Raw genomic sequence first — 13,046 nt, forward strand, 5'->3', positions numbered from 1 at the left:
GCTCCTCCGCCTTCGGCCTAAGATAAGGTGGAACCTCCATTGACCAAATCGAAAATAATCGCAAACTTGATAGAAGTGATCTATCAGAGGCGGTCGAGTGCCAAGCCTGCAACAACTTCGATACCTTGTCGCCGTCGCGGATCAGTTGCATTTCCGGCGTGCGGCAGAGCTGTGCAACGTGACGCAACCAACCCTCAGTGCGCAGATCAAGGAACTGGAACTGCGGCTGGGCACCAGCCTTGTCGAGCGTGGTCGCTCCAAGGTGATGATGACCCCGACGGGCAAGGAGATCGCAGAGCGCGGGCGGCGCATTCTGCGCGAGGTTGCCGAAATTCACACCATCGCCAAGGCGGGGCAAAGCGTGCTGAGTTCGGTCATCCGGATCGGGGTGGTGCAGACGGTGGGGTCATATTTCCTGCCACTCGTGATCCCCGATCTGCACCGGCAATATCCCAAGCTGGGTCTTTATATTCGCGAGGCGTTGCCGGACCTGTTGCTGCGCAGCCTCGAAGAGGGTGCGTTGGACCTGCTGTTCTTTCCCTTGCCGGTCAACCGCGTCGAGCTGGAGTCGCAGTCGCTGTTTCGTGAGCCCATTCACGTGGTGATGCCCGCCGATCATCGGCTTGCGTCAGAGCCCGAAATCGACCCGGTGATGCTGCGGGGCGAGACCATTCTGTCGCTGGAGCCGGGGCACAGGCTGCACGAACTGGTGCGCAAGATCTCCGAGGATTACGGGGTGGAACTGTCGCATGATTACGAAGGCACCAGCCTTGATACGCTGCGACAGATGGTGGCCACGGGGATGGGCCTGTCGCTGATGCCCGCGCTTTACGTGAAATCCGAGGTGGCGCATCAGGACATCGTCGTGGCGCGCCCGTTTCGTGGAACGGCACCATCGCGCACCATCGGGATGGTCTGGCGCAAAGGCACTTCCCGCGAAGCGGAGTTCCGGCTGTTGTCGACGCTGATCTGCGGATCCCTGAGCGCACGCGCGACGGAGATCACCGTGCTGGGGGATGTGTCACGCTAGATGTGGCGCGCAGCCCGACGTGACCAAGGCACCGGGTGAGTGGACCGTACCGGTCCAACTGCAATTTGCGAATTCCGGGAATTTTGGTGGAGCCTAGGGGGATCGAACCCCTGACCTCTTGCATGCCATGCAAGCGCTCTCCCAGCTGAGCTAAGGCCCCGTTAGTGCGCGTTCAATTACGCAAAGCCGGGGGCGGGATCAAGCGTGATTCCGCCCCTTTCGTAGAAATTAATCTTCGTCGTCGCCTGCAACGTCCGCGATGTCGTCCAGTGAGACGTTGTCGTCGTCATCGTCTTCCAGAACGTCATCGTCTTCGAGATCGACATCGACATCATCATCTTCCAGAACATCCGCTTCGTCCGAATCGTCAACCTTGGCCTTGCTCTGGCGGTCTTCGGCGTCTGCCGCGATCATGCGGGTCTTGCCTGTTTCAATCACGACCACTTCGCCGGTATACGGGCTGATGATCGGATTGGCGTTCAGGTCATAAAAGCGCTTGCCGGTGGTCGGGCAAACGCGTTTGACGCCCCATTCTTCCTTGGACATGGGTCATCCCCTTTATTGCGTGGTCATATCGACAATCTGCGCCAACTGCCATAACACCGACCTCGTGTCAAAGGCTTTAGGGCGCAGATCTCAACGAGCGGCATATGGGCGTCAGAACCTTTCCCGGCAACCCCGAAATTCCGTTGAAACTGCGGAAAAACGCGCGTGCCCGCCGCATGACGCTGCGTATCTCGCGTGTCGACGGGGCGGTGACCCTGACGGTGCCGCGCGGCGTGTCCGAACGCGAGGCGCTGGACTTCGCGGCGGAAAAGAGCGCCTGGGTCATCGGGCACCTGTCACAGCAGGCCAAACCCGAGCGGGTTGGGCCGGGGCACAGTCTGGACGTCGGAGGCCGATCATTCCGGATCTTGCAGGGCGAAGCCAAGCGTCTTCTGGTTCAGGACGGCCAGGTCCTGCTGCCCGCGCCCGAGGAAAAAGGCCGCGTCCATCTGCTTGCCTGGCTCAAGGAGCAGGCCCGGATCGAATTGACCTGCGCGTCCGATCTTTATGCGGAACGGCTGGGGCGGCGGTATGCGCGGCTGAGCCTGCGGGACACGCGGTCGCGGTGGGGGTCGTGTTCGTCAGCCGGCGCGCTGATGTATTCGTGGCGGTTGATTCTCGCGCCGAAACCCGTGCTCGACTACGTCGCAGCGCATGAGGTCGCGCATTTGCAGGAGATGAATCATTCCGTCGATTTCTGGCGCGTTGTGAATCGGCTTTACGGACCACACGAAGAAGCCCGCGCGTGGCTGCGGCACGAAGGCCCGAAGCTGCATCGTTTTCGGTTTGATGCTTGACCCGTCCTTCGGGTGTGATCACAATTCAGCATGAGTGCCCTGACCCGCCCCACCGAACCGACCCTTTCCGCGCATGACCGTGTCTATCGCGGTTTGCGCAACCGGATCATGTTCGGCCAGATGTCCCCCGGACACCAGCTGACATTGCGCGGGGTTGCGCGGGAATTCGATGTGTCGATGACACCCGCCCGCGAGGCGTTTCAGCGGTTGGTCGCGGAAGGTGCGTTGTCCATGTCGGCGTCTGGGCGCGTCTCGACACCCGAGCTGTCGAACGACCGGATCGAGGAGTTGGCCGCGTTGCGCGCGCTGATCGAGGTGGAACTGGCCAGCCGTGCCCTGCCGCGTGCGCATCTGGCGCTGATCGACCGTCTGCAGATGATCAACGGCACCATCGCCGACGCGATCTCTAACCGGGATGCGGTCGGGTATATCCGTACGAACCTTGATTTTCACCGGACCTTGTATCTGCGCGCTCAGGCGCCTGCGATGCTGGCCATGGCCGAAACCGTCTGGTTGCAGCTGGGCCCGACCATGGGTGCATTATACGGGCGGCTGCGGCGGACAGAAGCGCCGCAATTTCACCGCCTGATCATCGCTGCGCTGAAGGCCGGGGATGAACCCGGCCTTCGGTTGGCTGTCCGGTCCGACGTGACCCAAGGCTTGCGCCTGCTCACCGGATGACGCGCACTGGCTGCGTCAATGCGCCATGAACACCGGCACTTCGCAGGTTTCGAGCATGTTGCGGGTCGCCCCGCCAAGGATCGCCTCACGGAAACGCGAGTGACCATAAGCGCCCATCACGACCATGTCGGCATTGATGTCGGTGACATGGCGGCGCATCACGTCGGACACGCGCGGCATTGTCTTGGCCAGCACGTCAATCTCGACCTTCACGCCATGCCGGGCAAGGTATTGCGACAATTGCCCTCCGGGATCGGAGCGTGTCGGGCCGTGCTTGGGTGGGTCGATCACCACGATATGAGCAGATTGCGCCGTGCTGAGAAAGGGCAGGGCGCTGCGCACGGCGCGCAGGGCCTCGGCGCTTTCGTTCCATCCAATGGCGATTTTTCCGGGCAGTTTCAGTTCTGGCCCCGCGTCGGGCAGCACGATCACCGGGGACTGTCCTTCGAACAGCGCACCTTCGACCACAGGTTCCAGTTCGATCCCCCGGCCCTCGCCATAGGGGCGCGGCACGATCGCCAGATCCGCAAACCGGGAATGAGACGCGACGAACCGCGACACGTCAGCCAATTGGCAGACCGCCTCGGTCACACCCCAGCGCACGCCGGAATTTTCAAGCTGGCTCTTGGCGGCTGACGCAAGTTCAGATGCGTCCTCGCGCGCGTGATGTATGGTTTCCTGAAGCACGGCAGCGTTCATGCCGGCATAATAATAACCGGTCTGTGTGCGATCGACACCGATGCAGAGCACGTCAAGATGGGCATCGAGCGCGCTGGCCATGGCGACGGCCTGCGTGACTGTATCGGTCAATTGGGCCTGATCAGTTGTGACGGCCAGTATCGTTTTGAAAGACATGGTTGGCTCCCTTCGGTTGTATTTCCATTGGTCTCACCATCGTCCGAAGTCGCCCGACGCGCTTTGACACCCGTCAAACAAGTCCTGCAATTTAATTGATGCAGATCAAGGATAGGTTTGGCCAGTTCTCGCATTAAGGGCCCAGTCTGAAAACCGCCCGCGCGGCAGCCGAATCGCGCAGGAAAGACGAAGGGACAAAAAATGTTGAACTATATCAAGCTGATCGCGCTTGGTTTGATCACGCTCTTTGCGATGATCGCTGCAAGCTATGCGCGCGATTTGGCCTATCAGGTTCATGCCATTCTTATCATGGCGATATCTGCTGGGCTTTTCCTGTGGACTCTGCGGAACACCGATGAACCGGTGCCGGCGGCTGTTCTCGAAACGAGCTACATGGACGGGGTGATCCGCTACGGCGTGGTTGCGACGGCCTTCTGGGGTGTGGTCGGGTTCCTTGCCGGAACCTTCATCGCGTTCCAGCTGGCATTTCCGGGGCTCAATTTCGACTGGTCGGAGGGCTATGCGAATTTCGGGCGGCTGCGGCCGCTGCACACGTCCGCGGTGATCTTCGCCTTCGGCGGCAACGCCTTGATCGCGACATCCTTCTACGTGGTGCAACGCACAAGTGCCGCGCGCCTCTGGGGTGGCAACACCGCGTGGTTCGTCTTCTGGGGCTACAACCTGTTCATCGTGCTGGCCGCGACCGGTTACCTGCTGGGGGCGACCCAGTCCAAGGAATACGCCGAACCTGAATGGTATATCGACCTGTGGCTCACCGTTGTCTGGCTGGCCTATCTCGCGGTTTTCCTCGGCACGATCATCAAGCGTAAAGAGCCGCATATCTATGTGGCCAACTGGTTCTTCCTGTCCTTTATCGTCACCGTCGCGATGCTGCATGTGTTCAACAACCTGAGCATCCCCGTTTCGATCTTCGGTTCAAAGTCTGTTCAGGTCTTTGCAGGTGTGCAGGATGCGATGGTGCAGTGGTGGTACGGCCACAATGCGGTTGGTTTCTTCCTGACGGCAGGCTTCCTCGGCATGATGTACTACTTCATTCCCAAGCAGGCGGAACGTCCGGTTTTCAGCTACAAACTGTCGATCATCCACTTCTGGGCGCTGATCTTCCTGTATATCTGGGCCGGTCCGCACCACTTGCATTACACCGCTCTGCCGGATTGGGCCTCGACCCTGGGCATGGTGTTCTCGATCGTGCTGTGGATGCCCAGCTGGGGCGGCATGATCAACGGTCTGATGACGCTGTCGGGTGCATGGGACAAGCTGCGCACCGATCCGGTGATCCGGATGATGGTGATCTCGCTTGGCTTCTACGGCATGTCGACCTTTGAAGGTCCGATGATGTCGATCCGCGCTGTGAACTCGCTGTCGCACTACACCGACTGGACCATCGGTCACGTTCATTCCGGCGCCCTTGGCTGGAACGGCATGATCACCTTCGGGGCGCTCTACTTCCTGGTGCCCAAGCTCTGGAACCGTCAGCGGCTCTACAGCCTGAGCATGGTCAGCTGGCACTTCTGGCTCGCCACCATCGGCATCATTCTCTACGCGGCCTCGATGTGGGTCACAGGGATCATGGAAGGCCTGATGTGGCGCGAAGTCGATGCAAACGGGTTCCTCGTGAACAGCTTTGCCGACACCGTGAGTGCGAAGTTCCCGATGTATGTCGTGCGTGCCCTTGGCGGCGTGATGTATCTCGCTGGTGCCCTCATCATGTGCTACAACCTTTGGATGACTGTGAAGCGCAGCCCGGCGAAAGACGCCGTGGCCAGCTCTGCAGCTGTCGCAGCCGAATAAGGAGGCTTGGACAATGGGTATTCTTGACAAGCACAAGGTCATCGAAACCAACGCGACGCTGTTGCTGGTTCTCAGCTTCCTTGTCGTGACCATCGGCGGGCTGGTGCAGATCGTGCCGCTCTTCTACCTCGAAAACACCATCGAAGAGGTGGACGGGATGCGCCCCTACACACCGCTCGAACTGGCGGGACGGGACATCTACGTGCGCGAAGGCTGCTATGTCTGCCACAGCCAGATGATCCGCCCGATGCGGGACGAGGTCGAACGCTACGGCCACTATTCACTGGCGGCGGAGTCGATGTACGACCATCCGTTCCAGTGGGGTTCCAAGCGGACGGGCCCCGACCTTGCCCGTGTCGGTGGCCGCTATTCGGACGATTGGCATGTCGACCACTTGCGGGACCCGCAATCTGTGGTGCCGGAATCGGTGATGCCGAAATATGACTACCTCGAACGGAAGCTGCTCGATGGCCAGCACATCGGCGATCTGTTGGCGACCCATGCCTTTGTCGGCGTGCCCTACACCGAAGAGATGATCGACGCGGCGCGGTCGGATTTCCGGGCGCAGGCCGATCCGGACAGCGATGTCGACGGGCTGTTCGAGCGCTACGGCGAAAACGTCAACATCCGCAACTTCGACGGGCAACCGGGCGTTTCCGAAGCAGATGCCTTGATCGCCTACCTGCAAATGCTGGGCACGCTGGTCGATTTCTCGACCTTCACACCTGACGCAAGCCGCTGAGGAGGGAAACCGATGGAAACCTATACATTTCTCCGGGCATTCGCCGACAGCTGGATGCTGCTTGTCCTGTTCCTGTTCTTCGTCGGGGTGGTCTTCTGGGCCTTCCGACCTGGCAGCAAGAGCACGCATGACGATACTGCCAACATCCCGTTTCGGCACGAAGACAAACCCGCCACATCCAAGGAGGCGAGGCAATGAGCAAGAAGCAAGACGACGATCTTGATTATGAAACCACCGGCCACGAATGGGACGGGATCAAGGAATACAACAAGCCTCTGCCGCGCTGGTGGCTGTGGACCTTCTACGCGACGATCGTCTGGGCTGTCCTTTACACTATCGCCTATCCCGCATGGCCGGGCATAAGGGAAGCGACACCCGGATTGCTTGGTTACTCGACACGGGGCGAGGTGGCCGAGGAGATCGCCCGGTTCGAGCAAGCCAACGAGGCGATCAGCGTCCAGTTGGCTTCGGTCGAGCTGACCGAGATCGCGCAGGATCCGGACCTGAACCAGTACGCCCAGAACGCGGGCGCTGCGGTGTTCCGCACATGGTGTGCGCAGTGCCACGGATCGGGTGCCGCCGGTGTTCAGGCGGCAGGCTATCCGAACCTGCTGGACGATGACTGGCTCTGGGGCGGCGATATCGAAGCGATCCATGCAACCATCGCGCATGGCATCCGCAACGAGGAAGACCCGGATGCCCGTTGGTCGCAGATGCCCGCTTTCGGTGAAATGCTTGAAGCCGAGGAAATCAGCCAGGTGGTCAACTACGTGATGTCCCTGTCCGAAGAGCCGAATGACGCCTCCAAGGTGGCGGCTGGCGAGACCGTGTATCTCGACAATTGCGCGGCGTGTCACATGGATGACGGCACCGGAGACCGTTGGCAGGGCGCGCCGAACCTGACGGATGCGATCTGGCTCTATGGTGGGGATTACGAGACCCTGACCGAGACAGTGACCTATTCGCGCTTTGGCGTGATGCCGTCTTGGACGAACCGTCTGAGCGAGTCTCAAATTCGTGCCGTTGCGGCTTATGTGCACGGTCTTGGCGGGGGTGAAGCTCCGCCCGAGTGACCGCTGATCCAAGACACCTTGTGGCCCTTGAGCCACAAGGCGGGGCGCCGGTGCTTCTTTCTGTTCGCGCGTTTCGAAGCACCGGCGCCAATTTCAGGTTAAAGCCCTCTCCGACCGCGCTGCGCCCAACGTGCAGCGCGGTCGTTTTGTGTCGACCCAAGCCAAATGCGGGGCGACAGGGTGACGATGGGATCGATCATTTCCAATCTTCCCAGCGCTTGGGCGTCGTGGCGGTGCGCAGGTCTTCGCGGTACCACGAATGCGGAGTGTCTTTCTGGTGCCGGGTCGGGGAAACGCCGCTGGCGCGGAAGAAACTTTGTGCAAGTACAGTGAACATATCCATCTCCTTGGATCGCCGTGTGATGGAGCCATACTTGCTTTTTTGGCCGCTAAATGCGACTCAGGGATAAATTCACTATGTAAGCTGAGATTACATGATTGATTGGGGTCGCCTGCCGTCGCTGTCCGCCTTGCGGGCGTTTTGCGCCTTTGTGCAAAGGGGGTCCGTCACCGAGGCGGGTGTCGCGCTGAATGTCAGCCACGCGGCCATCTCGCAACAATTGCGCAGTCTTGAGGCGCATCTGGGCACGCCGCTTTTCGACCGGACCAGCCGGGCGCTTGAACTCACCGCGGACGGGCGCGACCTCGCCCGCGCGCTGGAGGATGGATTCGGTCGTATCGCCAACGGGATCGAAGCGTTGGCGCAGGCCGACACGCAACGCCCGCTGAACGTGGCCTGCACGCCCACATTCGCAAGCGCGTGGCTCATGCCGCGGCTGGCTGCGTTTCAGGTCGAATTTCCGGGCATCGACATGATCGTCACACCCAGCCCCGCGCTGACCGACCCGTCACCCGGCGCCATCGACGTGGCAATCCGCTATGGCAATGGCGGCTGGGCGGGATTGGAGAGCGAGCCGCTGATGGCCTCGCCGCTGGTCGTTGTGGGCGCGCCGTCCCTGTTCAAAGGCCAGATTCCCGAGAATCCCAAAGAGCTGATCGAGTATCCGTGGCTGGAAGAGCTGGGCACAACGGAATCAACCTCGTGGCTGGCGACACGGGGGCTGGTCAACGCGCGCCTCAAGTCGCGTACCGAGGTGCCGGGCAACCTGATGCTGGACGGGGCGCGCAACGGGCAGGGGGTCGCGGTATCTACCCGAATCGCGGTGGCCGAGGATCTGGCGTCGGGGCGTTTGATCGCCGTGTTCGAGGACAGGCTTGATGCGGGCTATCACCTTGTGACCCGACCGGGGGTGCACCGCGCACCGCTCAAGGCGTTCATGCGGTGGATCCGGCAGGCTGCCGCAAAAACCTGAATTAAAGATACAGTATTTGATGCAAGTCAAAGCCCGACTCCGCACAGCCTGAGAAAAGACGATCAAGCCAATCCGTCTTTGGGAGCCAATTCTCTCGTGTCTCAAGCAGAAAACACCACGCCACCGAAGCTATATGCTCCGCGCGAACCGATCTTCCCCAAGCGCGTCAAAGGGAACTTCCGCAGCTTCAAGTGGATCATCATGATCGTCACGCTGGGCATCTATTATGTCACGCCGTGGATCCGCTGGGACCGGGGGCCGCAATTGCCCGATCAGGCCGTGCTGATCGACCTTGCCAACCGGCGCTTCTTTTTCTTCTGGATCGAGATCTGGCCGCATGAATTCTATTTCGTCGCCGGTCTTCTGATCATGGCGGGGCTCGGCCTGTTCCTGTTCACGTCGGCGCTGGGCCGGGTGTGGTGCGGCTATGCCTGTCCGCAGACCGTCTGGACGGACCTGTTCATCCTGGTGGAACGCTGGATCGAAGGGGACCGCAACGCGCGGCTGCGTTTGCACCGGCAGGAAAAGATGGACCTCCGAAAGGCGCGTCTGCGGGTGACCAAATGGGTGACGTGGTTCTTTATCGGTCTCGCGACCGGCGGCGCATGGGTGTTCTATTTCGCCGATGCGCCGACACTGATGCGCGACCTGGTGACGGGGCAGGCGCATCCGGTGGCCTACACCACCATGCTGATCCTGACCGCGACGACCTTTTTCTTTGGCGGGTTCGCCCGCGAACAGATCTGCAACTACGCCTGCCCCTGGCCGCGCATTCAGGCCGCCATGATGGACGAGGACACTTTGACCGTCGCTTACCGCGAATGGCGGGGCGAGCCGCGCGGCAAGCATCGCAAGGCCGAAGGGTCCGAACAGCTGGGTGATTGCATCGACTGCATGGCCTGCGTCAACGTCTGTCCGGCGGGCATCGACATCCGAGATGGCCAACAGATGGAGTGCATCACCTGCGGGCTGTGCATCGATGCCTGCGACGAGATCATGGAGAAAGTCGGCAAGCCGCGCGGCCTGATCGACTATCTTGCCCTGTCGGACGAACCGCGCGAACGCGCCGGTGAAGCGGCCCGGTCGCCCTGGTTCCACATCTTCCGCATCCGCACGATGCTGTACACGGCCCTCTGGGCGCTTGTCGGCATTGGCCTTGTCTTCGCCCTGTTCATCCGCCCGGAAATCGACATGACCGTGGCCCCGGTGCGCAACCCGACCTTTGTCACCCTGTCCGACGGATCGATCCGCAACACCTATGACGTGCGCCTGCTGAACAAGCACGGCGAGGATCGCCCCTTCCGCGTCTCTGTGACCGGCCACCCGGCGCTGCGCGTGCAGCTTGAGGGCACACCTTACGAAACCGTCAATGTGCCTGCGAACCAGACCTATCTGCAGCGGGTCTACGTCGTGGCAGCCCCCGGGTCGGACCCTGCACAGGACGAACGCAGCGAGATCCGGTTCTGGGTCGAAGACCTCACCAATGGCGACCGCGCCTATAGCGACACCATCTTCAACGGGAGAAGCAACTGATGACACGTGAACGCACATTCACCGGCTGGCACATGCTGGCCATATTCGGCGGCTGTTTTGCCGTGATCATTTCGGTCAACCTGGCCCTTGCCTATTCGGCGGTGAAAACCTTTCCCGGACTTGAGACCAAGAACTCCTACGTCGCGTCGCAGAGCTTTGACGCGCGGCGGGCCGAGCAGCAATCGCTTGGCTGGGAGGTCTATGCAGAAGCGCGGGGCGGTTTGCTGATCCTGAGCATCAAGGACAGCGAAGGCCGGCCGGTTCAGGCCGGATCGCTGGACGCCGTGCTGGGTCGGGCGACCCATGTTCAGGACGACCGCAGCCCGGAGTTTTCCTTTGATGGCCGGGCCTATGTCGCGCGCGAAACGCTGGCGCCGGGCAACTGGAACATCCGGATGAAGGCCACATCGCTTGATGGCGTGGCCTTTGAACAGCGCGTCGTTCTGCACGTCGAAAGCTGATCGATGACCCTCGCCATGCGCCCTCCTGCCTCGGCTTGCCCTGCCTGTTCTGCCGCACCTGCGGCTGAGGCGCTGGCCGAGGCGGCCTTGCCTCGGGACGTCAATATCGTCCTGTCGCTGCCGTCGATCCATTGCGCCGCGTGCATTTCCGGGGTGGAGCGCATTCTTGCAGCCACCGACGGGGTCAAGGGTGCGCGGGTGAACCTGACGCTGAAGCGGGCGCAGATCGAGGCATCGTCTGATCTGACAGCTGACGATCTTGTCCGGGTGCTGGAAAAGGCCGGATACGAGGCGCACGAGCTGGACACCACTGCGCTGCGGGCGACGGATACGGACAAGGCGGGGCGCGACCTGCTGATGCGGCTGGCCGTGTCGGGTTTTGCCGCGATGAACGTCATGCTGTTGTCGGTGGCGGTCTGGTCGGGTGCTGACGGCCCGACGCGCGACATGTTCCACTGGATTTCCGCCGCCATCGCGCTGCCGACCATCGCGTTCTCGGCGCAGCCGTTCTTCAAACATGCCTGGACCGCGCTCAGGGCAGGGCGGCTCAACATGGATGTGCCGATCTCGCTGGCCATTGCGCTGGCTGTGGCGACATCGCTTTGGGAAACCTCGCTTTCCGGCAAACACGCCTATTTCGACGCGGCGATCACGCTCACGTTCTTCCTGCTGGCGGGGCGCTACCTGGACCACCGGACCCGCGCCGCCGCACGATCCGCCGCCGAGGAACTGGCCGCGCTCGAAGTGCCGCGTGTGTGGCGGGTGACCGAAACGGGCGAGGAACAGGTCGCCATGTCCGAACTGGCCGTGGGTGACCTGATCCGTGTGCGCCCCGGTGGGCGCATGCCGGTGGACGGAGAGATCATCGAGGGCCAGTCTGAACTGGACCGGTCGCTGCTGACGGGCGAAACCCGCCCGATTTATGCTGGCCCCGGTGCCAGTGTCAGCGCGGGCGAGGTCAACCTGACCGGTCCCCTGACCATCCGCGCCAGTACCGTGGGACGCGAAACCTCGCTGCACCGCATGGCCGATCTGGTGGCGATCGCCGAATCCGGGCGGTCACGTTACACGTCACTGGCAGACAAGGCGGCCAAGCTTTACGCGCCGGGGGTCCATATCCTGTCGGCTTTCGCGTTCCTAGGTTGGTACCTTTACACGTTTGATCTGCGCACGGCGCTGAACATCGCGGCGGCGGTTCTGATCATCACCTGTCCCTGTGCGCTGGGACTTGCCGTGCCTGCCGTGACCACGGCGGCTTCCGGCAAGCTGTTCCGCAAGGGGCTGCTGATCAAGGACGCAACCGCGCTCGAACGCATGGCGCAGGTCGACACGGTTGTGTTCGACAAGACCGGGACCCTGACCGCAGGCACGCCGGAGGTAGTGAACCTTGGCGACCATTCGCGCCGCGATCTGGGTATCACCCTTGCGCTTGCGGACGGGTCATCGCACCCGCTGTCGCAATCGCTGGCCAAGGCCATTCGTGACGCAGGCATCCCCTCGGCCAAGGTCACGGACATCACCGAGAGTCCCGGCCATGGCACGGAAGGGTCTTGGATGGGGCAGACGGTGCGCCTCGGTCGGGCAAGCTGGGTCGGCGGCGGTGAAAGCACCGAGACCTGCGCGTGGCTGCGGGTGGGCGATACCGTCGCCGATCCGTTCCGCTTTGCCGATCAGATTCGCGACGGGGCCGAAGCGCTGGTCGCGAAACTCGGTTCAGCGGGCTACGAGGTGATCCTGATGTCCGGTGACACCACCCCGGCGGTCGAGGCCTTTGCGGCCCGCATGGGCATTGCCAAATGGATCGCCGAGGCCCTGCCCGAGGACAAGGCAGCCAAGATCTCGGAGCTGACCGACGAGGGCAAACACGTGCTCATGGTGGGCGACGGTCTGAACGACACGGCTGCACTGGCCGGTGCCCATGCCTCGATTTCCCCGGCAAGCGCGCTGGACGCTGCGCGGGTGGCGTCGGATGTGGTTCTGCTGGGCAAATCGCTCGAACCGATTGCCGATGCGCTGGCGACATCGCGGATCGCAACAAAGCGCATCCGCCAGAATTTCACCATCGCCACCTGGTACAACATCATCGCTGTACCGCTTGCAGTGGCGGGTCTGTGCTCGCCGCTGATCGCCGCCTTGGCGATGTCCAGCTCTTCGATTACTGTGTCCCTGAACGCCCTGCGTCTGAGATAACCCGGAGGTTTCG

14 protein-coding genes and 1 tRNA gene are annotated in these 13,046 nt (G+C 61.8%); 11 read left to right on the forward strand and 4 right to left on the reverse strand.

Going from position 1 to position 13,046, the window contains the following annotated elements; all coding sequences use genetic code 11:
• Nucleotides 1-97 precede the first annotated feature (97 nt).
• Nucleotides 98-1,030, forward strand: coding sequence for a hydrogen peroxide-inducible genes activator (locus tag IEV82_RS11525; protein ID WP_188482186.1), 933 nt, complete (start codon nucleotides 98-100; stop codon nucleotides 1,028-1,030).
• A gap of 84 nt (nucleotides 1,031-1,114) precedes the next feature.
• On the opposite strand, the gene IEV82_RS11530 is transcribed toward IEV82_RS11525, so the two are convergent.
• A tRNA-Ala gene (locus tag IEV82_RS11530) sits at nucleotides 1,115-1,190 on the reverse strand.
• A 68-nt stretch (nucleotides 1,191-1,258) separates the two neighbouring features.
• Nucleotides 1,259-1,576: a TIGR02300 family protein gene (locus tag IEV82_RS11535; protein ID WP_188482187.1), complete on the reverse strand. Its 318-nt coding sequence runs from the start codon at nucleotides 1,574-1,576 to the stop codon at nucleotides 1,259-1,261.
• A 104-nt stretch (nucleotides 1,577-1,680) separates the two neighbouring features.
• On the opposite strand from IEV82_RS11535, the gene IEV82_RS11540 reads away from it, so the two are divergent.
• Complete coding sequence (locus IEV82_RS11540) at nucleotides 1,681-2,373, forward strand: M48 family metallopeptidase (RefSeq protein ID WP_188482188.1); 693 nt, start codon at nucleotides 1,681-1,683, stop codon at nucleotides 2,371-2,373.
• A gap of 30 nt (nucleotides 2,374-2,403) precedes the next feature.
• Nucleotides 2,404-3,054 (forward strand): GntR family transcriptional regulator, encoded by a 651-nt coding sequence (locus tag IEV82_RS11545; RefSeq protein WP_188482189.1) that lies wholly within the window; start codon nucleotides 2,404-2,406, stop codon nucleotides 3,052-3,054.
• A gap of 15 nt (nucleotides 3,055-3,069) precedes the next feature.
• Here the strand turns inward: IEV82_RS11545 and IEV82_RS11550 are convergent, their stop codons facing one another.
• Nucleotides 3,070-3,909: a universal stress protein gene (locus IEV82_RS11550; RefSeq protein ID WP_188482190.1), complete on the reverse strand. Its 840-nt coding sequence runs from the start codon at nucleotides 3,907-3,909 to the stop codon at nucleotides 3,070-3,072.
• Between the two features lie 201 nt (nucleotides 3,910-4,110).
• Here IEV82_RS11550 and ccoN point away from each other — a divergent pair, with 201 nt between their 5' ends.
• Genes ccoN through ccoP form a run of 4 tightly spaced genes read left to right on the forward strand, consistent with a single transcriptional unit; the run spans nucleotide 4,111 to nucleotide 7,536 of the window.
• A complete protein-coding gene (ccoN, locus tag IEV82_RS11555) occupies nucleotides 4,111-5,721 on the forward strand; it encodes a cytochrome-c oxidase, cbb3-type subunit I (RefSeq protein ID WP_188482191.1) in 1,611 nt (536 codons plus the stop codon).
• A 13-nt stretch (nucleotides 5,722-5,734) separates the two neighbouring features.
• The gene (ccoO, locus tag IEV82_RS11560; protein WP_188482192.1) at nucleotides 5,735-6,463 is read left to right on the forward strand and encodes a cytochrome-c oxidase, cbb3-type subunit II; all 729 of its coding nucleotides are present in this window, start codon (nucleotides 5,735-5,737) and stop codon (nucleotides 6,461-6,463) included.
• Between the two features lie 12 nt (nucleotides 6,464-6,475).
• Nucleotides 6,476-6,661 (forward strand): cbb3-type cytochrome c oxidase subunit 3, encoded by a 186-nt coding sequence (locus IEV82_RS11565; protein WP_188482193.1) that lies wholly within the window; start codon nucleotides 6,476-6,478, stop codon nucleotides 6,659-6,661.
• Nucleotides 6,658-7,536: a cytochrome-c oxidase, cbb3-type subunit III gene (ccoP, locus tag IEV82_RS11570; RefSeq protein WP_188482194.1), complete on the forward strand. Its 879-nt coding sequence runs from the start codon at nucleotides 6,658-6,660 to the stop codon at nucleotides 7,534-7,536. Before IEV82_RS11565 ends, ccoP begins: the two co-directional genes overlap by 4 nt.
• 196 nt (nucleotides 7,537-7,732) lie before the next feature.
• Here the strand turns inward: ccoP and IEV82_RS11575 are convergent, their stop codons facing one another.
• Nucleotides 7,733-7,873, reverse strand: coding sequence for a hypothetical protein (locus IEV82_RS11575; RefSeq protein ID WP_188482195.1), 141 nt, complete (start codon nucleotides 7,871-7,873; stop codon nucleotides 7,733-7,735).
• A gap of 97 nt (nucleotides 7,874-7,970) precedes the next feature.
• Here IEV82_RS11575 and IEV82_RS11580 point away from each other — a divergent pair, with 97 nt between their 5' ends.
• From IEV82_RS11580 to IEV82_RS11595, 4 genes are all read left to right on the forward strand, one after another.
• Entirely contained in the window at nucleotides 7,971-8,849 is an 879-nt protein-coding gene (locus tag IEV82_RS11580) for a LysR family transcriptional regulator (RefSeq protein WP_308420428.1), read from the forward strand.
• 96 nt (nucleotides 8,850-8,945) lie between these two features.
• Entirely contained in the window at nucleotides 8,946-10,382 is a 1,437-nt protein-coding gene (gene ccoG, locus IEV82_RS11585; protein ID WP_188482196.1) for a cytochrome c oxidase accessory protein CcoG, read from the forward strand.
• On the forward strand, nucleotides 10,382-10,843 hold the full coding sequence (locus tag IEV82_RS11590; protein ID WP_188482197.1) for a FixH family protein: 462 nt from the start codon (nucleotides 10,382-10,384) through the stop codon (nucleotides 10,841-10,843). Before ccoG ends, IEV82_RS11590 begins: the two co-directional genes overlap by 1 nt.
• Before the next feature lie 3 nt (nucleotides 10,844-10,846).
• The gene (locus IEV82_RS11595) at nucleotides 10,847-13,033 is read left to right on the forward strand and encodes a heavy metal translocating P-type ATPase (protein WP_188482198.1); all 2,187 of its coding nucleotides are present in this window, start codon (nucleotides 10,847-10,849) and stop codon (nucleotides 13,031-13,033) included.
• The last annotated feature ends 13 nt before the right edge of the window (nucleotides 13,034-13,046 follow it).

This window comes from Marivita lacus (assembly GCF_014637725.1).
Classification (GTDB): Bacteria; Pseudomonadota; Alphaproteobacteria; order Rhodobacterales; family Rhodobacteraceae; genus Marivita; species Marivita lacus.